We start from the raw sequence: 23,131 nt of genomic DNA on the forward strand, positions 1-23,131 counted from the left end.
TGCGGAAATTCCGATTTTCGATAAATTGATAGGTTGCCGGAATGAATGTCACACCGCGCCAGTTGCGCATCTTCCTTGCGCTGGCCCAATCGCTGAACTTCAGCCGCACGGCCGAGCAGTTCTTTGTCACGCAGCCATCGCTGAGCAAGACGGTGAAGGATCTGGAGGACGAACTCGGCGTGGCGCTGTTCGAGCGCTCCACGCGCAGCGTGCGGCTGACGCCCGCTGGCGAACAGCTCGTGCCGATGGCACGCCGTGTAGTGGGCGAATTCGATACCGGCCTGCAACGGATGCAAAGCCGCGCCGAGCAGGAAGCGCACCGGCTATCGGTGGCCGCGTTGCCGTCGCTGGCCAATGTGTTGCTGCCCGGCGTCTGCGCCGCGCTGGAACGGCGCTACGCGCAGCCGCAGATCACCGTGCATGACTGCGCGGACCAGGCTGCGGTGCGCCGCGTGGTCAACTATCAGGTGGATTTTGCGCTGGCGTCGGCGTCGCCTTCGAACCCCGAATTGCATTACGAGGAAATCCTGCGCGATCGCTTCGTGCTGCTGGCGCCGGCCGCCTGGCGGCACCGGCTGGATGCACGCGCCCGGATGGAAGACCTGAACGACCTGCCGCTGATCAGCATGACCGATGCCAGCACGGCCATGAAGTACATGAGCGCGGCATTCCTGCAGCGTGGCGTGGTATTCCGCCCCAAGCTGCAGCTCGACCAGATCGGCACGATTGCCGGCTTCGTCAAGCAGGGCCTGGGGATTGCGGTGCTGCCTTACCTGGGCATCATGCCGCTGCTGTCGCTCAAGGGCATGTATGTGGCGGAGATCGTGGACGGCCCCGTGCGCTCGGTGGGCATCGTCAGCCGCAAGGCGTCCGCCGCGTCGGGCATCGCCACGCAGGCCATGGCCGAAGTGCGCGCGATAGCGGACCGGCTGATCGCGCAGCAGCCCGAATGGATCTGGCCGGCCGGCGCCGTCTGAGGCGCCACCTATCTGAAAGTCGACAGCCAGTACGCGCGTATCTGCTGTACCACCGGCTCCGGCAGGGCCACGTAGTTCTCGGCCGACACGTCGGCCTGCCCTTCCATCAGCGCCCACTGGAAGAACGCCAGCGCATCGCGCGTGGCGGCCGGCGTACCGGGGCCGCGTGGCATCAGCACGAACACCGTGCCCGTGATGGGCCACACCGTCTGTCCCGGCGGGTTGGTCAGCACCTGGTAGAAGTCCTGCTGCGGATCCCATTCCGCGGCCGCAGCGGCCGCGCTGAACGACTCGCGCGACGGCTGCACGTATTGCCCGTCGCGGTTGCGCACCGATGCATAGGGCAGCTTGCGTTGCAGCGCATACGTCAGCTCCACATAGCCGAGCGCGCCTTTCACGTTGCGGATGTAGACCGCCACCCCGTCGTTGCCGCTGGCGCCCACACCCATCGGCCATTTCACGGTGGTGCCCGCACCCACCACACCCTGCCATTCCGGGCTGACCTTCGAGAGGAAATCGGTCCAGTTGAACGTGGTGCCCGAGCTGTCGCTGCGATGGACCACCGTGATGTTCATGTCCGGCAACGGTACGCCGGGATTGATCGCGACGATGGCCGGGTCATTCCACTTGCTAATACGGCCCTGGAAGATCGCCGCGAGCAACGGGCCGGTCAAGCGCAACTGGCCAGGCTGCACGCCCGGCAGATTCAACACCGGCACCACGCCGCCCACCACGATCGGAAACTGCGCCAGTCCCGCGCGCTGCAATTCTTCGGGCTTGAGCGGCATGTCGGTGGCGCCGAACGTCACGTTGGCCGCCTTGATCTGCCGAATGCCATTGCCCGATCCCACGGGCTGATAGTTGACCTGCTGCCCCGTCTTTGCGTAGTACGTGGCGGCCCATTTGGACATCAGCGGATAGACGAACGTGGACCCGGCACCAGTGACATCGCCGGCGCTGGCAATGCCCGGCCATGCACCACAGACCAGCATCATCGTCATGAACGCGCGCACCGCGCACTGGAAAGCCCTGGGCAGAGGCGACGAGTCCATGATCGTTCTTCCTTATTTTTAGCGTGCGACACGCGCGACGCTCAAGGACTCACACTAGCAGATGGTGTGCGAAGCGAAAGGACTTTCCGCCGCTTGCGGGCGGGCGCGCTACCGGTGTGATGCAAGCGCGCGAAACTGTCAAAAAAGCTTCATGTATGGCGCGACGAGTCACGCCAGCGTGGCCCACGCATCGCGCGAGATCCGGTACAGCACGTGCCGGGCGAGCCGGTCTCCCGGTGGAAGTGCCGGATGATTGAAATCGTCGGCGGGGTCGTGCCGCATGCCGAGCCGCTGCATCACGCGTTCAGACCGCTGATTGCACGCCGCCGTGAACGAGACGATCTCGTCGAGTTGCAGAACATCGAAACCGTAGGCCAGCGAAGCGCGGGCGGACTCGGTGGCAAGGCCGTGTCCCCAATGGTCATGGGCCAGCCGCCAGCCCACCTCCACACACGGTCCGAATGGCGGATGCCATGCCGGGATGCTTAGCCCGGTGAAGCCGATGAAGCTGTCAACGGTTGCGGCAGTGTCCCGCAGCGCCAGCGCCCACAGCCCAAACCCATGCTGCGCGTGATGCGCCATGATGCGGTCGAACAAGGCATCGCTTTGGGCGTCAGTCAGCGTGGAAGGAAAGCAGGCCATCACCCGCGCATCGGCGTTCATGGCGCGAAACGGCACGCGGTCCGCCTCGCACCAGGCGCGCAGCAGCAGCCGCGCCGTGGGCGCGGGCTGCTTGTCGCTCATCGCGAATGCACCTTGAACGCGTCGCCCTGCATGCCCGCGCGATCCACGGCCGCGATGCGGTTACGGCCGTTGTCCTTAGCGTGGTAGAGCTGCGCGTCGATCAGGTTCAGGAAGGCCGTGGCATCGGCGCGGTCGCTCGGCACCATCGTGCCCACGCCAAAGCTCGCCGTCACGCGCTGGTCGTACGGCGAGCGCAGATGAGGAATGGCCGCTGCCGCGATCAGCTCGCGGCAGCGTTCGGCAATCTTCACGGCCGTGTCGGCGTCGGTATTGCCCAGCACCATCGCGAACTCCTCGCCGCCGAAGCGGCCCAGGAAGTGATCGCCATCCAGCGCTTCACCCAGTACCGCCGCAATCTGCTTCAGGCACGCGTCGCCCTGCACGTGGCCGTAGTAGTCGTTGAAGGACTTGAAGAAATCAATGTCCATGATGATCAGCGACAGCGGCGTACCGGCCACGGCGGCCGCGTCCCACTGGGTCTGCAGCACGGCGTCGAAGCGGCGGCGGTTGCCCACGCCGGTCAGGCCATCGGTGTACGACAAGCGCTCCAGTTCGTGCTGCAGCTGCGCCAGCATCTCCTCGGTGCGCTTGCGTTCACTGATATCGAACATGAAGCCGATCAGCGATTCCACCTCGCCCTTGGCGTTGCGCGCCACGTGCACCACATCGCGCAGCCAGACGTAGCCGCCATCGCGCGTCAGGGCGCGGTAGTCCGCCTCGTGGTCGGTACCGGCCTGCGACTGCGCCACGCAGAAGTTCACCACCTGCTCGCGATCGTCGGGATGCATGCGCTCGGCCCAGTCGTTCACGGTCTTCCACGTCGACGGCGGCCACCCCAGCAACTTCTCGATCTGCGGGCCAATATAGGCAAACTCCATGGTCGCCCAGTCGATCTTCCACGGAATGGCCTTGGTCGATTCCAGCAGCGTGCGGTAGACCGCGTGATCGTCCTCGCCCGGCGCGTGTCCCGGCGGCGCCAGCGATTCCTCGTGCCGCAGGAACGCGGCCTTGAGCGGGCTGTTGGCGGGATCGTGGCGGTCGTCCTGATTGGTCATGGCGTGAGGGATAGTTGCCCGGTCTGGGAGATGGCTATGATGGCATGAACCCAATGACGAATGGAGACAACCATGCTGGAACTGCGCCCGACGTGTGAACACTGCAACATCGCCCTGCCGCCCGCCTCCACGCGGGCCCGGATCTGCAGTTTCGAATGCACGTTCTGCGCGGACTGCGTCGACGACGTGCTCGGCAATGTCTGTCCGAACTGCGGCGGCGGCTTTGTGGCCCGCCCCATCCGCCCGTCGCGCGACTGGAAGAACGGCAACACGGTGGGCAAGTACCCGGCGTCCACCACCGTCAAGCACCGTGCGGTGGACGCCGCCGCCCATGCAGCGTTTGCGGCACCCATCCGCGCCGTGCCGCCGCAAGACCGTTAGTACCGGCCCCGGCTTGACACTCCTGGCGCTTTGGCGCAGCATAAATGGAACGATGTTCTGTCCTATAGAACTTCGGAATTCATAAAGACGCAGGAGACTCCATGACACGCCGCACCTTCCTGGGTGCCATCACGCTGGCCGCTGCCAGCGCGATGGTGGCCCCCACCGCCCTGGCCGCCGATACGTTCCCATCCAAGCCGATCACCGTGATCGTGCCGTACGCCGTGGGCGGGTCCGCCGACCTGATCACCCGCCTGGTCACCACGGGCATGAGCGCCAATGGCACCGCCACGGTGGTGGACAACCGCACTGGCGGGGGCGGCGTGATCGGCTGGAGCACCGCCGCGCGGGCCAACCCCGACGGCTACACGCTGCTGACGATGGAGATGTCGTACGCGATCGCGGCCACGCTGCAGCCCAAGCTGCTGCCGTTCGATCCCAAGACCGCCTTCAAGCATATTGCCGTGGTGGCGTCGGTGCCGCACGTACTGGTGGTGAATCCGAACGTGCCGGCCAAGACCGTGCAGGAGTTCGTCGCGCTGGCCAAGGCCAATCCGGGCAAGTACTACTACGGCTCGGGCGGCAATGGCACCAATACCCACCTTGGTGGGGCACTGTTCAACAGCGTGGCCGGCGTCAGCCTGGTTCACGTGCCGTATCGCGGCGCCGGCGCGGCGTTGCAGGACGTGATGGGCGGCCAGATCCAGGCGCTGGTCACGTCGTTGCCCACCGCGCTGCAGTACATCAAGAGCGGCAAGCTGCGTGCGCTGATGCTGGCCAATGACGTGCGCTCGCCGGTGCTGCCGGACGTGCCCGCCGCGCCCGAGGTGGGCATGCCCAAGATGGTGATGAAGTACTGGGTCGCTTTCTCCGCCCCGGCCAACACGCCGCAACCGGTGATCGACCGCCTGAACAAGGACATCGTCGCGGCCGTGAACACGCCGCAGGTGAAGCAGCAACTGCAGGCGCAAGGCCTGGACCCCGAAGGCAGCACGCCCGCGCAGGCCGCCAAGCTGGTCGACGACGAGACCAAACGCTGGGCCGGCGTGATCAAGGCCGCCAACATCAAGGCAGACTGACAGCCATGTGGAACGTCAATTTCACGGCACCGCAGATCATCGAGGCACGCGTACTGACCCGCATGCCCGACGCGCTGCGGCTACCCCAGCGCAGCGCCTGGGCTGACGCGAACAAACCCGGGCAGATTGCCGACAGCTTCCTGGAAGGTCCCACCTTCGACGCGCACGGCAATCTCTACCTGACCGATATCCCGCACGGGCGGCTGTTTCGCGTCGATGCGGACTTGAATTGGGAAGCGGTTGGCGAGACAGGCGGCTGGCCCAACGGCATCGCGCTGCATCGCGACGGCAGCCTGTGGATTGCCGACTATCGCGGCGGCATCCTGCGCATGCAGCCTGACAGCGGCGACATCGAGGTCGTGCTCGGCCATCGCAATTCCGAGAGCTTCAAGGGCGTCAACGACCTGACGTTCGATGCTCAGGGCAACCTGTACTTCACGGACCAGGGCCAGACCGGCCTGCACGATCCGTCCGGCCGCGTCTACCGGCTGCGCGCATCGGGCCAGCTCGACCTGTTGCTGTCCAACGTGCCGAGCCCGAACGGCATCGTCATCGATCCGTCCGGCCGCTTTCTGTTCGTGGCGGCCACGCGCGGCAACGCCGTGTGGCGCATGCCGTTGCTGCCCGATGGATCGGTATCGAAGGCCGGCGCGTTCCAGACGTTCTTCGGCAACAGCGGCCCCGACGGCCTGGCGATGGACGTCGACGGCCGTCTTGTGGTGGCGCACGCCAGCCTGGGCGGCGCCTTCGTCATCGACGCGCACGGCTGGTGCACGCACTTCGTGCGTAGCCCGATGGGCGGCACGGTCACCAACGTCGCCTTCCGGCCCGGCACCAACAAGCTGGTGATGACCGAATCGGCCAGCGGTACGGTGCTGGAAGCCGAACTGCCCGGCGTTGGCGCGCCGTTGTTTGGAGACGGCGCGGCGGCTTAACGCGGGCTCGGGCTGGCTGGCCTCAGAACTCCACCATTGCGAAGTCTTCCTTGCCCACGTCGCACTCGGGGCAGCGCCAGTCGTCAGGAATGTCTTCCCAGCGCGTGCCGGGCGCGATGCCGTCTTCGGGCAGGCCGGCGGCTTCGTCGTAGACCCAGCCGCAGATGATGCAGACCCACTGCTTGAATTCCTGCTCGACGGCCGGTGCTGCCGGTGCGGCATCCGCTGCACTCGCGGCCTTGGCCTCGGCGGCGGGCGGGCCATCGAGGCTGAACACCAGCGGTGCGGCCGTGCCTTCGGTGGCGCGCGCCAGATGCGACTGCAGGCGTTCGAGCAACGCCTGCGCCTCGTCGATCGACAGGTCCACCCAATACGGATCGCCAGCGGCGTCGTTCAGGCGTTGCGGGGGAAACTGGATCTCGACGGAAGTGCCTTTCGTGTACATGCGGGGGCTTGGGTATAAGAAAACAAACAGGCCCCAGATGGGGCCTGTTCGCATGACTTCAAGGTTTGCGCGGTGCGTTACGGCTTGCCGCCCGACCACTGCGCGCCGCTGCCAGCACTGCCGGCCACGGAATACAGCGCGCCAGGTGCATTACGCGTCTTCTGGAAGTCCTCCAGCGACTGTCCGCGCATGGCCGCATAGATGTGCAGGTTCGACACCCCGCTGACCGCGCCGAGCTTTTCCAGCAGGAAGAAGATCACACCGTAGTGGATCATGCCGCGCCAGTCACGCCGCGTGATCAGGTCGCGCTCTTCGTCGGTCAGCCCGGCCTCATCGTATGTCGTCACCGGGTCGGCACGGAAGCGTTCGCGGAACGCCGGGTCCACCAGCTGATGCAGGTAGCTGTTGATCCGGTATGCGCGCACGCTGCGCTCCAGCGTGAACGGGTACGTGCCTTCCAGTTCGTCGATGCCCTTGAGCTGATGGCCGATCAGCTCGCGCTGCTGCGCGGCCCGTGCGGCCACCACGGCTTCGTCCTCCTGCGCCACGTTCTCGTAGACGGCCACGGCGATGCCGGTCATCGATGGCAGGTAGTAGTCGCGATGCAGGCAGCGCACGTCGCCCATCGCGCCGCGCATCACCATCCACATCACCACCTCGGCGCTCTCGAAGCCGCCGCGCCGCGCGAATTCCGCATGCGTGATGTCCAGCAACTGCTGCGGGTCACGCTCGAACAAGTCCAGGAACTCGTGGTCCCAGGCCGTGTTGTTGAAGCCCGCGCGCTCGCCATGCACCTGGTGCGACAGCCCGCCCGTGGCAACGATGGCCACCTTGATGTCCTCGGGGTAGCTTTCCACGGCGCGCCGGATGGCCTGGCCCAGCTTGTAGCAGCGCCGTGCGGAAGGCGCCGGAAACTGCAGCACGCCCACTTGCAGCGGCAGGATCTTGACCGGCCATTCGCCCTCGTGCGGCAGCATCACCGACATCGGCGAAAAGCAGCCGTGATCGAGCGCCTTGTCCTGGAAGAACGACATGTCGAACTCGTCGGCCACCAGCGATGCGCCCACATGCCGGGCGAGCGCCGTATCGCCGTAGGCCGGCGGCAGGTTGCGCGGGCCGCCGCCTTCATCGGCCGCTTGGTACTTCTCGCCGATGCCGAGTGCGAACGCCGAGTAGTGATCGAAGAAGAACGACGTGACGTGATCGTTGTAGATCACCAGCAGCACGTCGGGCTTCTTGTCCTGCAGCCACTGGCTCACCGGCGCATACGCCGCGAAAATCGGAGCCCATGCGGGGTCCTGCTGCTTGCCGGCGTCCAGCGCAAAGCCGATGGTGGGCGTATGGGATGAGGCGATTGCGCCGATGATGGTGGCCATAATTCAGGTGCGTCAGTTGCGTCAGGCGGTGACCGCGGCGGGCTGGGCCCGGCGCGTCGATACGATGGAAATGGCTGCCACGGTGGCGGGAATGGCCAGGATGGCGATCACCGCGCTGAAACTCCAGCCCATCGACAGCAGCACACCGCCCGCCATCGATCCCGTGATACTACCGAAGCGGCCGATGCCGAGCATCCAGCTCACGCCGGTGGCACGCACCAGCGTCGGGTAGCACTGCGGCGCGAACGCGTTCAGGCCGGTCTGCGCACCGCTCATGCAGAAGCCCGCCAGCAGCACATAGGCCGCAAACGTCGACGACATCACGCTGCCCGAGGCCAGCAGCAGGATGAACACCGCGCCGCCCACATACGCCGCGCCAATCACGCGATTTGGCGCCATGCGGTCCATGCAGTATCCCACCACCAGTGCGCCCACGGTGCCGCCCAACTGGAACAGCGCGGTCAGGTTGGCAGCGCGTTCGATCGGCAGGCCGGCATCCTTGATCAGCGTCGGCAGCCATCCGCTCAGCAGGTAGATCACCAGCAGGCCCATGAAATACGTAACCCACAGCGCCAGCGTCATGCCACGGTAGCCCGGCGACAACAGCGTGCGTACCGGCTGCTTGCCCGGCACGGGCGGCTCGCTGATCGTGAACGTCGTGCCAGGGGCAATGTCGCTGCCGATCACGCGGCGCAGCGTGCGTGCGATACGGTCGGGCGATGCATTGCGCGCCACCAGGAAGCGTGCCGACTCAGGAATCAGCCAGAGGTACAGCGGCAGGCAGATCAGCGGAATCAGGCCGCCGACGATCAGCACGGCACGCCAGCCATGATCGGGCAGGATGGCAGCGGCACCAAAGCCCACCAGCGCGGAGCCCAGGTTGAAGCCCGTGAACATCGTGGCCAGCAGCATGCTGCGCGAGCGCTCCGGCACGTATTCGGAGAGCAGCGTGGTGGTGCTCGGCATCGCGGCGCCCAGGCCCAGGCCGGTCAGGAAGCGCAGCAGCGAAAGCTGCGTGGTGTTCTCGGCAAACGCGCACAGCAGATTGAACACGCCGAACAGGAAGACCGATCCGATCAGCAGCTTCTTGCGGCCAAAGCGGTCGGACATCGGGCCTACCAACAGCGCGCCAATCGCCAGGCCGATCGGTGCGGCGCTCATCACCACGCCAAACGCGGCCTTGGAGATGCCCCACTCCTTGGTGATGCCCGGGGCCAGAAAGCCCATGATGGCAACGTCGATGCCATCGGTGGCCACGATCATGAAACACAGCACCAGCAGCAGCCACTGGTAGCCGGACATCTTTCGGTCGTTGATATGGGCTCGGATATCGAGCCGTTGGGTGGTCATGGTGCCGTCTCCTGGCAGTTCCGCCGTGCAGTCCGCAGCGGGATCTAGTTATCAATAAGCTAATCGCCGCAGGCGCGGCCCAGCCGTGCACCCCCTGTACACGGCAACGGCAGTCTACGTTTGGGTAGCGTTTGCAGTATTGCTTTGTGGCGCGGCCCGCGTTGCCTTTTACTTATCGGACGAGGCTTCCATGGACGCGCTGGCCTGGCGCAGCGCGGCAATCAGCGCATCGGCCCCGGGCGACAGCCGTGCGCCGGCGCGGGTGGTGATGCCGATGCTGCGCGTGGTGTCCGGCAGCGGCAGGTTCAGCTCGACCAGCCAGCCCGCATCGATCTCGTGCCTGAGCTGGTGGGCCGACAGCGCGGTGACAAGATCGCCCTGCAGCAGCATGCCGCGCACCAGCGCCAGGTCGCCGGTTTCCACCAACGGCTGGGGCAACGGCAGGTCGCGTGACGCAAACACGCCATCGAGCGCCTGGCGCGAGGGCGAGGCGGCGCGCGACAACACCCACGGATAGGGTTCCAGGTCGGCCAGCGCCAGGCGCTTGCGGCCGGCCAGCGGATGCGACGCCCGCGCGATCAGCGCGATGCGGTCGGCAAACAGCACCTCGGTGGCCAGCCCTTGCGACGGATGCGGCCGCAATGCGCCCAGGATGAAGTCGATGCGCCCGCTCAGCAGGCCGGCCGTCAGTTCCTCGTACGGGCTTTCCAGCGTCCGGAACCGCAGCCGGGGATGGCGATGGTGGACATCGGCAATAGCCATTGGCAGCAGCAGCGTGCGGCCCAGTGGCAGCGCCCCGATGGTGACGGCGCCTTCCAGCACGCCTTGCAGCGCAGCAATATCGGCGCGGATATGGCGCAGATCGGCCAGCGCCCGTTCGAACAGCACCACCCAGCGGCTGCCCGGATCAGTGGGCACCATGCCGCGCGCGGTGCGCGTGAACACGGGATGGCCCAGCGCGTCTTCGAGTCGGGCGATGGCCTGGCTCACGGCCGATTGCGATACGCCCACCGACGCCGCCACGCTGGGCATGTGGTGCACTTCGGCCAGCATCACCGCCACCTCAAGCCGCCGCTCGTTGTGCAGCGCCTCCAGGCTGGCCACGGCCACGCCGGGCCGCGTGCGCAGCCGCACGGCGTCCTCGCGCACCTCGCGCAATGCCGCCTCGATATGGCGCGCCCGCTCCAGCACAATCTCGCCGGCGCGCGTCAGCAGCATGCCGCGTCCCTTGCGTTCGAACAGCGCCACGCCGAGCGTCTGCTCCAATGCCGCCACGGACCGGGCGATGGCCGACGAGGCGCGGTGCAGCGATTCGGACGAGCGGCGCACGCCGCCGGCCGCGGCCACGCCGGCGAATACGTGCAGGTGATGCAGGCTGACTGTCTCCATGTCGCGATTGTCGTCTGGCAAGGGCCTCGCCGCCTACGGGCGATAAGCAGATTAGAACAATTGTCCCGCGACATCGCAACCAAGGACTTGTACCAGACGCGGATACTGCGGGCACCTGACGTACCCCAACCCTGCCCGCCCATCGCCATGACGCCAAGCCTTGATTCCGACCTGCGCGCCATCCCCTGCACCCTCATGCGGGGCGGCACGTCGCGCGGGCCGTTTTTCCTGGCGAGCGATCTGCCGGCCGACACGCCCACGCGCGACCGCGTGCTGCTGGCCGCCATGGGCAGCCCCGATCCGCGCCAGATCGACGGACTCGGCGGCGCGCATCCGCTGACCAGCAAGGCTGGCATCGTGGCGCGCGGCACGCCGGGCCAGGCCGATCTCGACTTCACGTTCGCGCAACTGCAGCCCAACGCCGACACCGTGGACACCACGCCGAACTGCGGCAACATGCTGGCCGCCGTGCTGCCGTTTGCCATCGCACGCGGGCTGGTGACGCCGCAGGGCGATGTCACCCGCGCCCGCGTGCTGACGCGCAACACCGGCATGCTGTGCGACATCACGATGCAGACGCCGAACGGCGTGCCCCGCTTCAGGGGCGATGCGCGCATCGACGGCGTGCCCGGCACCGCCGCGCCAATCGTGATCGACTTCCTGGACACCGCCGGGTCGGTGTGCCACGCGATGCTGCCAACCGGCAACGCCACCGACGCACTGACCATCGTCGACCCCATGAGCGGCAAGCCGCTGACCATCGCCGCCACGCTGATCGACAACGGCATGCCGATGGTGCTGATGCGCGCGGCCGACCTTGACCGCACCGCGCGAGAAAGCGTGGCCGACCTCAACGCCGACACGGCGCTGAAGCAGCGCATCGAAGCGCTGCGGCTGGTGGCAGGCGAACTCATGGGCCTTGGCAACGTGGCGCAGAAGAGCTACCCGAAGATGTGCCTGATCGCTGCGCCAGCGGCGGGCGGCAGCGTCGCCACGCGATGCTTCATCCCGCGCGTGTGCCACGACGCCATCGGCGTGCTGGCGGCCATCACGGTCGGCACGGCATGCGTGCTGCCTGGCACCGTCGCGACGGGTGTGGCCGTCGTCGATGCCGGGCCGGTGCACGCGATCAGCGTCGAACATCCGACCGGCGCTTTCTCCGTCGAACTCGAAACCGATCCGGCCCACCCCGGCTCCATTCTTCGCAGCGCGCTGATCCGTACGGCGCGTCCCATCATGCGCGGCGAGGTACTGGTTCCGGCCAGCGCTTGGCCCCTCTGAGCAATGTTCATGATCATCGATTGCCACGGGCACTTCACCACCGCCCCGAAATCCCTGGAAGCTTGGCGCCAACGCCAGATCGCCAGCCTGGAAGACCCCGCGCTGACGCCGTCCGCCAGCGACCTGCACATTAGCGACGACGAACTGCGCGACGCCGTGGAGGGCAACCAGCTACGCCTGATGCGCGAGCGCGGTGCCGACCTGACGATCTTCTCGCCGCGCGCCTCGTTCATGGCGCACCACATCGGCAACTTCGAAACCAGCGCCACCTGGGCCGCCATCTGCAACACGCTCTGCCATCGCGTGAGCGAGCTGTATCCCGACCACTTCGTCGGCGCCGCCATGCTGCCGCAGTCGCCCGGCGTGGACATCCGCACCTGCGTCGACGAACTGGAGCGCTGCGTGCGCGACTATGGCTTTGTCGGCGTGAACCTGAATCCCGATCCGTCCGGCGGCCACTGGACGTCACCGCCGCTGTCTGACCCGTACTGGTTCCCGATCTACGAGAAGATGGTCGAGCTTGACGTGCCGGCCATGATTCACGTCAGCACAAGCTGCAATGCCTGCTTCCACACCACCGGCGCGCACTACCTCAACGCGGACACCACCGCGTTCATGCAGGTGCTGACCAGCGACCTGTTCCGCCGCTTTCCGACGCTGAAGTTCGTGATTCCGCACGGCGGTGGCGCCGTGCCCTATCACTGGGGCCGTTTCCGCGGGCTGGCTCAGGAACTGAAGTTGCCGCCGCTGCAGGAACACCTGCTGAACAACGTGTTCTTCGATACCTGCGTCTATCACCAGCCCGGCATCGACCTGCTCACGCGCGTGATCCCGGTGCGCAACGTGCTGTTTGCCTCGGAAATGATCGGCGCCGTGCGCGGCATCGATCCCGAGACTGGCCACTACTACGACGACACGCGCCGCTACATCGAACACGCGGCACTGAGCGATGCCGACCGGCACCAGATCTTCGAAGGCAACGCGCGACGCGTGTACCCGCGCCTCGACGCGCGGCTGCGCGCACGCGGCAAGTAGCACTGGCAGTGACCCAAGAAAAACATCAACGGAGGAGAAAACGATGAAACTGCGCCACCTGGCGTTATCGATAGCGCTTGGCCTGCCCGCCATCGCGCAGGCCCAGTCCGTGACGCTCTACGGCGTCATCGACACGGGCATCGAGTACCTGAACCACGTTGGCACCGCCAACAACTCGGTCGTGAAGATGGCCAATCTCAGCGGCACCGTGCCCTCGCGCTGGGGCCTGCGCGGCACCGAGGACCTGGGCGGCGGTCTGAAGGCCAACTTCGTGCTGGAATCGGGCTTCGCGCCCGACAGCGGCGTCACCAACCAGGGCGGCCGCCTGTTCGGCCGGCAGGCCTGGGTGGGCCTGAGCGGCAACTGGGGCCAGGTGAGCCTGGGCCGCCAGTACACGATGATGTTCTGGGCGATGCTCGATTCCGACATCCTCGGCCCCAACGCCTACGGCTCCAGCTCGCTCGACAACTACCTGCCCAATGCCCGCGCCGACAACGCCATCGGCTACAAGGGCAAGTTCGGCGGCTTCACCGTCGGCGCGACGTACAGCTTCGGCCGCGACTCGGTCAACGCCGGCCCGAGCCCATCGGGCACCAACTGCGCGGGCGAGAATCCCGCCGACAAATCCGCCTGCCGCGAATGGTCGGCCATGCTCGGCTACGAGACCAACTGGTGGGGTGTGCTGGGCGCCTACGATTCGCTGCGCGGTGGCCCGGGCGCCTTCGGCGGCCTGACGTCAAGCCAGCTCAAGGACGACCGCGCCACACTAGGCGGCTACATGCTGGTAGGCCACGCCAAGATCGGCGCCGGCTGGCTGGCCCGCCGCAACGGCGCGCTGACCACGCCGCGCAGCAACATGTACTACGCGGGCGTCGCCTACGACATCACCCCGCAGGTCACGCTGTCCGGCGAGGCGTTCTACCTCGACTATCGCCATAGCTCGGACCGTGCATGGCTGGGTGCGGTGCGCGCGAGCTATGCGTTCTCGAAACGCACGTCGGTGTACACCACGGTGGGGTATATCGATAACAGCGGCAAGCTGGCGCTTTCGGTTGATAGCGCGTCGACGGGTGCGAGTCCGGTGGCTGGGGCTAGCCAGTTGGGCGCGATGGTTGGGGTCAAGCACATCTTCTGACCCTGTCGCGACTCACAGGGTGCTTCAGCTTCCCACGCACCGTCAGTGCTGACGGTGTGTGGGTTTTTTTCTTGCTCCCCTCTCCCCCAACCCCTCTCCCACGCTGTGGGAGAGGGGAGCAAAATGCAGGCTCCTACGACAAATCAGGCCGCTGTACCCCCTCCGGCAAACCCAGGCACGCCACCCGAAACACATTCCCCTCCGGGTCCTGCAGCACAACCTGCCACTGCCCGTAGTAAGTCGCAAACGGCCCCTTGACGGCAGCACCGCCAAGCGTGGTCGCCTGCAACGCAGCCGCATCGACCGAATCAGGTACATCCACCATGAACGTGGCATACGCCACCACGGGCACCGCCCCCTCACCCACAGGCTGGCGATCCACGAACCCCAGCAACTCATACGCCCGCGCCGCATTGAATCCAAACTGGAATGCCGACGTCTCCAACGCACGATAGATTGGCGATCGGCTGTGCTCGGCTTCCGGCAGGTCCAGCAATTGTCGATAGAACGCGAACTGCGCCTCGATATCGCGGCAGAGCAGATTGAACCACAGCTTCATGCGGAAGCCCCCTGCACATAGGTCTTGCGGTACATCTCCGTCAGGTGTTCGCCGGCCGTGCACGGCGCGAAGCGCGGCACCTCGCCATCGGCCACCGTGCCGGGCACGGGCTCGATGCGCGCCAGGTAGTCGGGCTCATAGAAGAACGGGATCGAGTAGCGCGGTGCGCCACCGGAGTGAACATTGCGCACGCGATGCGGATTCGAGTGGTAGCGGCCATTGGTCCAGCGCGGCACCATGTCGCCGAGGTTGACGACGAAGCAGCCCGGCATCGGCGTGGCCGCTACCCATTCACCATCGGGCATCTGCACTTCGAGTCCGCCATGCGCGTCCTGCGCCAGGATCGTTACCGCGCCCCAGTCCGTATGCGCACCCGCGCCGAAGGTCCGGTCGTCGGCATCAGCCGGATGCGCGGGATAGCGGATCATGCGCAGCGTCACCATCGGGCTTTCGCTCGTGTGGTCGAAGTAGTGCTCGGGTAGATCGAGCGACAACGCCATCAGTTGCATCAGGCGCCGCGACAGCACCAGCATGGCGTCGATATACGCCTGGCATTGCGCCGATGCCTGCGGCAGTTCGGCGGGCCACTGATTGTGGCCGTAGGTCTGGTATCCCGCCCGCACATAGGGATGGTCATTGGGATAGGCCATGCCGCAGTAGAAGCTCTCCTTCAGGTCCGGACGCGCGTCGGCATCGAGACGTTGATCGCCAAGATTCTCGAAGCCGCGCATCGTGGGCGAATTGCCCATGGCCAGCGCATGTCGCGTGGCGGAAGGCAGGTCGAGCAGTGCCTGCGTCAGCGCGAACTGCCGCGCCACCATCTCCGCCGCCACACCGTGATTACGCACGTAGAAGAAGCCTGACGACATCGCCGCCGCGCGAAATACGCTGGCGACCTCGGCGCTGCGAGGCGCGCCTGGCACGAGGGCATCGACCAGATTGATAACCGGAATGGACATGTGCGCTCCCGTCAAGCCTTGAGCTTGCGATCGGCCGCCGAAGGCAGGAACTGGTCGGTCCAGATGTCGGCCACGGTCATCCCCGACTTGATGCCGAAGGCACCCACCGTCTCGTCCACCGTGGCCTGCAGGCGCGCCTGCGTGGCCGCGCCCCATCCATCGCGCCGCGTGTCGGGCGTGCGCATCGCACCGTCGACGATCAGCTTCAGCCGCTCGAACTCCAGGCCCTGGTCGGCCAGCGGCTCACGCGTCTTGACCGCTGTGGCACCGGCCTTCGGATCGGCCATGGCCTCGATCCAGCCGCGCGTCGATGCCTTGACGAATGCCTTCATCGCTTCGGGCTGTTCCGCCATGCTCTTGCGGTTAGCCACCAGCCCGTTGCCGTACGACTTCATGCCGTAGTCGGAAAAGCGGAACACGGTGAGCTTCTCAGGCCCCATACCCCGCGCCTTCAGGTTGAGCAGGCCGGTGAAGTAGAAGTAGGCCGCCGCGTCGAAATCGCCCTTTACGAAGCGCGTGTCGCCAATGTCGGGCGTCACGCTTTCCCATTTGACCGTCGACGGATCGAAGCCCTGCGCCTTGGCGAACACCGGAAACAGCTTGCGCGATGCGTTGAACGGCTGGCCCAGGATCGACTTGCCGGCCAGGTTGCCCGGCTTCACGATGCCGCCGCCCTTGCGCACGATCACCGCATTGGGGTTCAGGTCGTACTGGATGGCCACCGCCTTGAGCGACGACGCCGGATTGGCAGCATTGAATTCGATCATCGCGGCCAGGTCCGCCGATGCGCAATCGTATGCGCCGCCAGCCACCAGGCTGATGGCTGACGCGGAGCCGTTGCCGGTGTCGATCACGACGTCGAGCCCAGCATCCTTGTAGTAGCCGCGCTGCAGCGCCAGCAGAAAACCCGCACCGGAGGCTTCGACCTTCCAGCCGAGATTGAACTTGAATTTCTGCAGCGAGCCGGTGGCACGAACGAAGGCCGGCGCGGCAAGCAGGGACGAAAAGGCGGTGGCGCCAGTGGCGCGCAAGAAGGAACGGCGGCGCATGGAGAGCTCCGGAAACAGATGTAGGGGCACGATGGCGAGCAATTTCCGGGCGGCAGGTGCCGCTGAACGCTTCTACTCTCCGAACGTTGGTCCTGCAGATTCCATGCCACCTGTTTTCACGGATTCGGCGCGGTGCACGCACCGGTTTGCGGCACGGCCGCCGCCACCATGCGCCAGGACGGCGCAACCTCTTGCCGCGCACGCCGATCCGGATTAACGTGTGCCGCCATGACCACCTCATCCCACTCCACGTCGGCCCCGCGTGTGGCCGTCATCGGCGCCGGCATCGTCGGCAGTTGCATCGCGCTGACGCTGCAGAAGCGCGGTGCCGATGTCACCCTGTTCGACCGCGAGGGCGCCGCCAGTGGCTGCAGCTTTGGCAATTCCGGCGCGATCAGCGAGTGTTCGATAGCGCCGCTGGCCATGCCGGGTGTGCTGGCGTCCGTGCCAAAAATGCTGCTGGACCCCGACAGCCCGTTGCGCCTGCCGCTGAACTACCTGCCCGCCGCCGCACCGTGGCTGACGCGCTTCGTGCTGTCCGCCACGCCCGAGCGCGTGGATCGTGCGGCAGCAGCGCTGGCCGCACTGCACGCCGGCGCCATCGACAAGCATGAAGCGCTGACACGCGAAGTGGGTGTTCCCGAGCTGTTCATGCGGCGCGGACACCTGCACCTCTACCCCGACGCCGCCGCGCTGGCCGCCGACGACGCGGTATGGCGGCTGCGCGAACGCTTCGGTATCCGCTTCGAACGGCTCGACCGCGCCGGTATCGACGCGCTGGAGCCAGGCGTCGCACCGCGCTACCAGGCGGCGGCGTTCCTGGCCGACCACGGCACGATAGTGAATCCCGCGCGCTACACACGGGCCATTGCCGATGCCTTCGTCGCGCGTGGCGGCCGGTTTGTGCGCGATGACATCCATGGCCTGCAGCGCGATGGCAACGCATGGACCCTGCGCGGCGCGCAGGGCCAGCACGCTGCCGATCACATCGTGATGGCCGCCGGCGCGTGGTCGCGCAACCTGCTCGATCCGCTTGGCGTGCCCGTGCCACTCGAAAGCCAGCGCGGCTACCACGTGCAGTTCACCGGCGTTGCCAACGTCGTGTCGCGCACCGTGGTGCTGGCCGACCGCAAGGTCTTTATCACGCCAATGGAAGGCGGGCTGCGCGTGGGCGGCACTGTCGAGATCGCCGGCCTGAAACGGCCGCCCGATCCGCGCCGCTCGGCCATCCTGGAGCGCATTGCCCGAGAGACGTTTGCGGACCTCGACGGCAAGCCCTTCACCACCTGGATGGGCCATCGGCCGTGCATGCCCGACTCCGTGCCGCTGGTGGGCGCCGCCGACGGCCATCGCGGGCTGTGGCTGGCCATCGGCCACGGCCACTTGGGGCTAACCGACTCCATCAACACCGCCGAACGTATCGCCGACGACCTGCTTGCCGCCTGAGCGCTCGGGGAAGCTCTCAGGGAAATCGCTAGATTCCGCCGCGAAAAATTAGTTATACAGTGCAACAAATCCGGCGGCGGTGCCGGCAAGGAATGCTATGAAAATCGCGATCGCCGGCGGCGGCATTGGCGGGCTCACGCTCGCGCTGCTCTGTCACCAACAGGGGCTCGACGTAGAGGTCTGGGAGGCGAGCGAGCCGCTGCGCCCGCTTGGCGTCGGCATCAACCTGCTGCCCCACGCGGTGCGCGAACTCTCGGCGTTGGGCCTGCAGGACGACCTGGCGCGCATTGCCATCGAGACGTCGTCGCTGTCTTACTTCAACAAGTTCGGCCAGCAGATCTGGCATGAGCCACGTGGCCGCGCCGCCGGTTACGACTGGCCGCAGTTTTCCGTGCACCGTGGCGAATTCCAGATGCTGCTGTACGACACCGTGCGCGCAAGGCTGGGCGTGGATCGCGTGCACACAGGCCATGCGCTGGAGTCGATCGTCGATACCGGAGGTGCCGACGCACCCGCACGCTTCACGTTGCGACGCCGTGCCGACAACGCCGTCGTCGAAGCCCAGGCCGATGTGCTGGTGGGCGCAGACGGCATCCACTCGGCGGTGCGGCGGCACTTCTATCCTACCGGCGACGCCCCACGCTTCTCGCGCCGCCTGCTGTGGCGTGCCACCACCGACGTCGCGCCGTACCTCGATGGCCGGTCGATGTTCATGGCGGGCCACCAGGACCAGAAGTTCGTGGCCTATCCGATCTCCGAGCCGCTGCGCGAGCAAGGGCGCTCGCGCATCAACTGGATCGCCGAGCTGCGCGTGCCCGACGACTATCCCGATACGCCGCCGCGCAGCGACTGGAACCGCCAGGTCGACAAGTCGGTGTTTCGCGCGGCTTTCGCCGACTGGCGCTGGTCATGGATCGACATTCCCGCGCTGATCGACGGCGCGGAGGCCATCTACGAATTCCCGATGGTGGACAAGGACCCGCTGCCGCGCTGGACGTTCGGCCGCGTCACGCTGCTGGGCGATGCGGCCCACCCGATGTATCCGATCGGCTCGAATGGCAGCGCGCAAGCCATCGTCGATGCGCGGTACCTGATGGACTGCCTGCGCGACGCCCTGAGCGGCACCGGCGACCTCGACTACGCACTGCGCGAGTACGAGGCCGAACGCCTGCCGCGCACGGCCGGCATCGTGCTGCGCAATCGCATGAACGGCCCCGAGCAGGTCATGCAACTGGCCGAGGTGCGCGCGCCGCAAGGCTTTGCATGCATCGACGACGTGATCCCGCGCGCCGAACTCGAAGCCATCTCGCAGCGCTACAAGACGCTGGCCGGTTTCGGGCAGCAGCAGTTGCAGGCCGGCAAGTCCTGAGTCACCCGATCACACCATCGAACCATCACACCATAAGAACGGAGACAACCATGCCCCCATCCCGCTTTCGCATGTCGCTTGCCAGTATCGCCCTGGCTACGCTGGCACTGGCCAGTGGCGCAGCGCTGGCCGATGTGACCGTCGGCGTCAGCATCGCGTCGACCGGGCCGTCGGCATCGCTCGGCATTCCGCAGAAGAACACCATGCCGTTCCTGCCCGAGACCATCGCGGGCGAGAAGATCCACTACATCGTGGTGGACGATGCATCGGACCCGACGCAAGCGACCAAGATCGCACGGCGTTTTGCTTCCGAGGACAAGGTCGACATCATCCTGGGCTCGTCGGCCGTGGCGCCGTCGATTGCCATTGCCGAGGTGGCCGATGAAAGCCAGACCGTGCAACTGGCGTTCTCGCCCATCGAACTGAAGCCGGGCCGGGGCGCGTGGACGTACCGGCTGGCGCAGCCCGTGCGGCTCATGGCCGATGCCGTGGCCGGCGCCGCCAAGGCGAAGGGCGTCAAGACCGTGGCATTCATCGGCTTTGCCGACGCGTACGGCGAAACCTGGCTCAAGGAATTCACTGCGGCGGCACAGGCCAACGGCATCCGCGTGATCGCCGCCGAGCGCTATGCACGCTCCGACACTAGCGTCACCGCCCAGGCGCTGAAGCTGATGGCCGCGCGCGCCGATGCGGTGCTGATCGCGGGCGCCGGCACGGGCGCCGCGTTGCCGCACACCACGCTGCGCGAGCGCGGCTACACCGGGCCGATCTACCAGACGCACGGCGCGGCCACGCGCGACCTGATCCGCATCGGCGGCAAGGCCGTCAACGGCGCCATCCTGCCGGCCGGCCCGGTAATCGTGGCCGAGCAACTGCCGGCCAACAGCGCGGTCAAGAAGCCGGGGCTGGACTACGTGACGCGCTACGAGAAACAATACGGCGCGGAGACCCGCACGCAGTTCGGCGCTCACCCGTATGATGCCGGCCTGGTGCTGCAGCGCATCGTGCCGGTGGCGCTGAAGAAGGCCAAGCCCGGTACGCCGGAATTCCGCAAGGCGCTCAAGGATGCGCTGGAGAGCGAGCGCGATATCGTGGTATCGCACGGCGTGCTCAACTACACGGCCGAGGACCATTTCGGCTTCGACCAGCGCGGGCGCGTGCTGCTGACCATCGACAACGGCAACTGGAAGCTTTTGAAATGACGCAAGGCATTGCGACGCCCACGCTCGAACATATCGGCGATTTCAGCCTGCAGGTGGCGCCGCCTACCGAGGTCGGTGCCACGCCGCTGGGGCAGCGGCGTGTGATTCCGATCCTGTCGGGCACGGTGCGCGGGCCGCGCCTGAACGGCCATATCCTGCCCGGCGGCGCCGACTTCCAGCTCATTCGCCACAGCGACGGCGACGATGTGACCACGGCCGATATCGAGGCGCGCTACGTGCTGGAAACCGACGACGGCGCACGGATCTACATCGTCAACGCCGGCGTGCGCAGCGGCAGTGCCCCGGTGATCGCACGGCTCAACCGTGGAGAGACCGTCGATCCGTCCGAGATCTATTTCCGCACTGCGCCGCGCTTCGAGACCGCCGCACCGCGTTACCGCTGGCTGATGCAGCACCTGTTCGTGGCATCGGGCGCGCGCTATCCGGATCGCGTGGAACTGCGCTACTTCCTGGTGCGCTGAACATGGCAACCCGCAAGCCGCGCGACACGCTCGCGCCCGATCCCAACGGCAGCCACTTCGAGCCGCACCTGCCGAACATCGACTATGGCGTGCTCGACTCGCTGATCGGATACGCCATCCGCCGTGCGCAGATCCGCGTCTACGAAGACTTCGTGGCATCGCTGGCCGCGTGGAACATCACGCCGCCACGCTTCTCGGCGCTGCAGATCATCGACCGCAATCCGGACCTGAAGCTGACCGACCTGGCGCAGATCCTGGGCATTGCACGGTCGGGCGCGGTGCTGCTGGTGGATGCGCTGGAGGAAATGGGGCTGGTGCGCCGCGTGCCATCGCCAACGGATCGGCGCGCGTTTGGGCTGGCGTTGACGGCCGTTGGGGTGAAGACGCTGAAGGAAGCGACGGCGGCCGTGTGCGCGCATGATGCGCGGATTGCGACGGGACTTTCGACGGAGGAACAGCGGGTGTTGAAGGGGTTACTGGATCGGTTGGCGCGGTAGCGCCGAGGTCGGCTACCTGTTTTGCTCCTCTCTCCCTCTACTGGTTTTCTCCCCTCTCCCGCTCTGCGGGAGAGGGGAGAAAAAACAGCGGGGAGCAAAAAAAGCTTCAGCGGTAGCTGACCGTCACCTCATTACTGCGACCCTGCACCATAGGCGCTAGCCCACCCTGCCCCGGAATGCGGTAAGCGAACACAAACCCCTTCGTAGCATCATCACCGACAAACGCGTCTGTCTTGCCCTCGGCGCCGGGCAGCAGCACGCAGCGATCGGCGTTGCACAGGTAGGCTTGCAGGTCGATGGGTGGCGGGCGCGTGAAGCTGTAGCGCCAACGCACCGACGTGATCCGGCCCATGGCCTGCGGCATCGTGGCCAAGGGCACCACGGGTGGCGACAGCGTGCGCTGGCCCCGGTTGGAAATCTGCGGCCCGGCCGACGAGGCCGTCCACGCAAAGCGCGAACCGGAGATCTCGTAGGTGGCCTTGGTAAAGACAGGCGCGTAGGTTTGCGCGTGGGCCGCCGCCGACCCCATCGCGCACAGCACGGCCAGGATCAGGGCGTGCCGCATCACAGCATCCCGCGCAGTTGGGTGCGCAGGCGCCCAATGGCCTGGCTGCGGATCTGGCACACGCGCGACTCGGTCACTTCCAGCACCGCGCCAATTTCACGCAGGTTCAGCTCCTGGTCGTAGCACAGCGACAGCACGAGCTTTTCGCGCTCGGGCAGCTTGTCGATGGCGCAGATCAGTGCCTCGCGCATGCCGGACTCCATCAGCACCGTCAGCGGGTTGGCGTCGTCGGTCACGCCGAGGTGGCGGTCCAGGAAGTCTTCCTCGCCCGAACGCTCGAAGTCCTCGTAGTGCAGCAGCTGGCAGCCGTAGACCTCGTTGAGCAACTCCTGGTATTCCTCGAGCGCCATCTCGAGTTCCTTGGCTACCTCGGAATCGATCGGCGTGCGGCCCAGCTTCTGTTCGAGCTGGCGCTGCGTGCGTTCGATCTTGCGCGTGAACTGGCGCAGGCTGCGCGACTGCCAGTCGTTGGCCCGCACCTCGTCCAGCATCGCGCCACGAATGCGCTGGCTGGCATAGGTCTCGAACCGTGCGCCATGGTTGTCCTCATAGCGCTTTGCGGCGTCGAGCAGGCCGATCATGCCGGCCTGTATCAGGTCGTCGATCTGTACGCTGGCGGGCAGCTTGGCGGCCAGTTGCAGCGCGATACGCCGCACCAATGGCGCGTGTGACTTGACCACGTCCGCCTGCTCGAGCTTTCCCTGAATCGTATACATGGTGGAATTCTCGTTAAAAGCTATCTGTTTGCGCCAGCGCCGGAGAGGCTGAA

At 66.4% G+C, this 23,131-nt stretch carries 24 protein-coding genes; 12 read left to right on the top strand and 12 right to left on the bottom strand.

Translation table 11 applies throughout. From position 1 onward, the window contains the following. The first annotated feature begins 41 nt into the window (after positions 1-41). Positions 42-977, top strand: a complete 936-nt coding sequence (locus MFF62_RS08090) for a LysR family transcriptional regulator (RefSeq protein WP_238261943.1) — start codon at positions 42-44, stop codon at positions 975-977. An 8-nt stretch (positions 978-985) separates the two neighbouring features. Here the strand turns inward: MFF62_RS08090 and pstS are convergent, their stop codons facing one another. From pstS to MFF62_RS08105, 3 genes are all read right to left on the bottom strand, one after another. Then, complete coding sequence (pstS, locus tag MFF62_RS08095; protein ID WP_283205323.1) at positions 986-2,029, bottom strand: phosphate ABC transporter substrate-binding protein PstS; 1,044 nt, start codon at positions 2,027-2,029, stop codon at positions 986-988. 168 nt (positions 2,030-2,197) lie between these two features. After that, entirely contained in the window at positions 2,198-2,773 is a 576-nt protein-coding gene (locus MFF62_RS08100) for a GNAT family N-acetyltransferase (protein WP_238261945.1), read from the bottom strand. After that, on the bottom strand, positions 2,770-3,828 hold the full coding sequence (locus MFF62_RS08105; protein ID WP_238261947.1) for a sensor domain-containing diguanylate cyclase: 1,059 nt from the start codon (positions 3,826-3,828) through the stop codon (positions 2,770-2,772). The genes MFF62_RS08100 and MFF62_RS08105 overlap by 4 nt, the downstream gene beginning before the upstream one ends. A 72-nt stretch (positions 3,829-3,900) precedes the next feature. On the opposite strand from MFF62_RS08105, the gene MFF62_RS08110 reads away from it, so the two are divergent. The 3 genes from MFF62_RS08110 (at position 3,901) to MFF62_RS08120 (ending at position 6,223) form a co-directional block, all read left to right on the top strand. Beyond that, the gene (locus tag MFF62_RS08110) at positions 3,901-4,209 is read left to right on the top strand and encodes a DUF1272 domain-containing protein (RefSeq protein ID WP_238261949.1); all 309 of its coding nucleotides are present in this window, start codon (positions 3,901-3,903) and stop codon (positions 4,207-4,209) included. A 101-nt stretch (positions 4,210-4,310) separates the two neighbouring features. After that, positions 4,311-5,288, top strand: a complete 978-nt coding sequence (locus MFF62_RS08115; RefSeq protein ID WP_238261950.1) for a Bug family tripartite tricarboxylate transporter substrate binding protein — start codon at positions 4,311-4,313, stop codon at positions 5,286-5,288. A gap of 5 nt (positions 5,289-5,293) precedes the next feature. Further along, positions 5,294-6,223, top strand: coding sequence for an SMP-30/gluconolactonase/LRE family protein (locus MFF62_RS08120; RefSeq protein ID WP_238261952.1), 930 nt, complete (start codon positions 5,294-5,296; stop codon positions 6,221-6,223). A gap of 22 nt (positions 6,224-6,245) precedes the next feature. On the opposite strand, the gene MFF62_RS30770 is transcribed toward MFF62_RS08120, so the two are convergent. From MFF62_RS30770 to MFF62_RS08140, 4 genes are all read right to left on the bottom strand, one after another. After that, positions 6,246-6,668: a rubredoxin gene (locus tag MFF62_RS30770; RefSeq protein ID WP_283205324.1), complete on the bottom strand. Its 423-nt coding sequence runs from the start codon at positions 6,666-6,668 to the stop codon at positions 6,246-6,248. Between the two features lie 77 nt (positions 6,669-6,745). Then, positions 6,746-8,044, bottom strand: coding sequence for a gallate dioxygenase (locus tag MFF62_RS08130; protein WP_238261954.1), 1,299 nt, complete (start codon positions 8,042-8,044; stop codon positions 6,746-6,748). A gap of 21 nt (positions 8,045-8,065) precedes the next feature. After that, positions 8,066-9,394 (bottom strand): MFS transporter, encoded by a 1,329-nt coding sequence (locus MFF62_RS08135; protein ID WP_238261957.1) that lies wholly within the window; start codon positions 9,392-9,394, stop codon positions 8,066-8,068. 168 nt (positions 9,395-9,562) lie between these two features. Next, positions 9,563-10,783, bottom strand: coding sequence for a LysR family transcriptional regulator (locus MFF62_RS08140; RefSeq protein ID WP_238262175.1), 1,221 nt, complete (start codon positions 10,781-10,783; stop codon positions 9,563-9,565). A gap of 147 nt (positions 10,784-10,930) precedes the next feature. Between MFF62_RS08140 and MFF62_RS08145 the strand changes: the two genes are divergently transcribed. Genes MFF62_RS08145 through MFF62_RS08155 form a run of 3 tightly spaced genes read left to right on the top strand, consistent with a single transcriptional unit; the run spans position 10,931 to position 14,234 of the window. Further along, a complete protein-coding gene (locus MFF62_RS08145) occupies positions 10,931-12,064 on the top strand; it encodes a 4-oxalomesaconate tautomerase (RefSeq protein ID WP_238261958.1) in 1,134 nt (377 codons plus the stop codon). A 9-nt stretch (positions 12,065-12,073) separates the two neighbouring features. Further along, the gene (locus MFF62_RS08150; protein WP_238261960.1) at positions 12,074-13,099 is read left to right on the top strand and encodes an amidohydrolase family protein; all 1,026 of its coding nucleotides are present in this window, start codon (positions 12,074-12,076) and stop codon (positions 13,097-13,099) included. Between the two features lie 43 nt (positions 13,100-13,142). Further along, positions 13,143-14,234, top strand: a complete 1,092-nt coding sequence (locus MFF62_RS08155; RefSeq protein ID WP_238261962.1) for a porin — start codon at positions 13,143-13,145, stop codon at positions 14,232-14,234. 133 nt (positions 14,235-14,367) lie between these two features. Here the strand turns inward: MFF62_RS08155 and MFF62_RS08160 are convergent, their stop codons facing one another. The 3 genes from MFF62_RS08160 to MFF62_RS08170 are packed head-to-tail and all read right to left on the bottom strand — an operon-like array spanning position 14,368 to position 16,801. Then, positions 14,368-14,793 carry a VOC family protein gene (locus MFF62_RS08160; RefSeq protein ID WP_238261964.1) on the bottom strand — a complete coding sequence of 142 codons (426 nt, stop codon included), beginning with the start codon at positions 14,791-14,793 and terminating at the stop codon, positions 14,368-14,370. Continuing rightward, entirely contained in the window at positions 14,790-15,752 is a 963-nt protein-coding gene (locus tag MFF62_RS08165) for an isopenicillin N synthase family dioxygenase (RefSeq protein ID WP_238261966.1), read from the bottom strand. The genes MFF62_RS08160 and MFF62_RS08165 overlap by 4 nt, the downstream gene beginning before the upstream one ends. Before the next feature lie 11 nt (positions 15,753-15,763). Next, positions 15,764-16,801 carry an ABC transporter substrate-binding protein gene (locus MFF62_RS08170; protein WP_238261968.1) on the bottom strand — a complete coding sequence of 346 codons (1,038 nt, stop codon included), beginning with the start codon at positions 16,799-16,801 and terminating at the stop codon, positions 15,764-15,766. 228 nt (positions 16,802-17,029) lie between these two features. Between MFF62_RS08170 and MFF62_RS08175 the strand changes: the two genes are divergently transcribed. The 5 genes from MFF62_RS08175 to MFF62_RS08195 all read left to right on the top strand — a co-directional run bounded on the left by MFF62_RS08175 (position 17,030) and on the right by MFF62_RS08195 (position 21,797). Next, positions 17,030-18,247, top strand: coding sequence for an NAD(P)/FAD-dependent oxidoreductase (locus tag MFF62_RS08175; protein ID WP_238261970.1), 1,218 nt, complete (start codon positions 17,030-17,032; stop codon positions 18,245-18,247). Between the two features lie 97 nt (positions 18,248-18,344). Beyond that, entirely contained in the window at positions 18,345-19,616 is a 1,272-nt protein-coding gene (locus tag MFF62_RS08180) for a flavin-dependent oxidoreductase (RefSeq protein WP_238261972.1), read from the top strand. Positions 19,617-19,666: 50 nt separating this feature from the next. Further along, positions 19,667-20,818: an ABC transporter substrate-binding protein gene (locus MFF62_RS08185; protein ID WP_404990694.1), complete on the top strand. Its 1,152-nt coding sequence runs from the start codon at positions 19,667-19,669 to the stop codon at positions 20,816-20,818. Beyond that, entirely contained in the window at positions 20,815-21,300 is a 486-nt protein-coding gene (locus MFF62_RS08190; RefSeq protein WP_238261974.1) for a DUF3237 domain-containing protein, read from the top strand. The genes MFF62_RS08185 and MFF62_RS08190 overlap by 4 nt, the downstream gene beginning before the upstream one ends. Before the next feature lie 2 nt (positions 21,301-21,302). Continuing rightward, entirely contained in the window at positions 21,303-21,797 is a 495-nt protein-coding gene (locus MFF62_RS08195; RefSeq protein WP_238261976.1) for a MarR family winged helix-turn-helix transcriptional regulator, read from the top strand. A 106-nt stretch (positions 21,798-21,903) separates the two neighbouring features. Here MFF62_RS08195 and MFF62_RS08200 read toward each other — a convergent pair whose 3' ends face one another. Next, positions 21,904-22,362 (bottom strand): flagellar protein FlhE, encoded by a 459-nt coding sequence (locus tag MFF62_RS08200; protein WP_404990695.1) that lies wholly within the window; start codon positions 22,360-22,362, stop codon positions 21,904-21,906. Continuing rightward, on the bottom strand, positions 22,362-23,078 hold the full coding sequence (locus tag MFF62_RS08205; RefSeq protein ID WP_238261979.1) for an RNA polymerase sigma factor FliA: 717 nt from the start codon (positions 23,076-23,078) through the stop codon (positions 22,362-22,364). The genes MFF62_RS08200 and MFF62_RS08205 overlap by 1 nt, the downstream gene beginning before the upstream one ends. Positions 23,079-23,131: the final 53 nt, after the last annotated feature.

It is taken from the genome of Cupriavidus pauculus (assembly GCF_022179805.1).
In the GTDB taxonomy this organism is placed as follows: domain Bacteria; phylum Pseudomonadota; class Gammaproteobacteria; order Burkholderiales; family Burkholderiaceae; genus Cupriavidus; species Cupriavidus pauculus_E.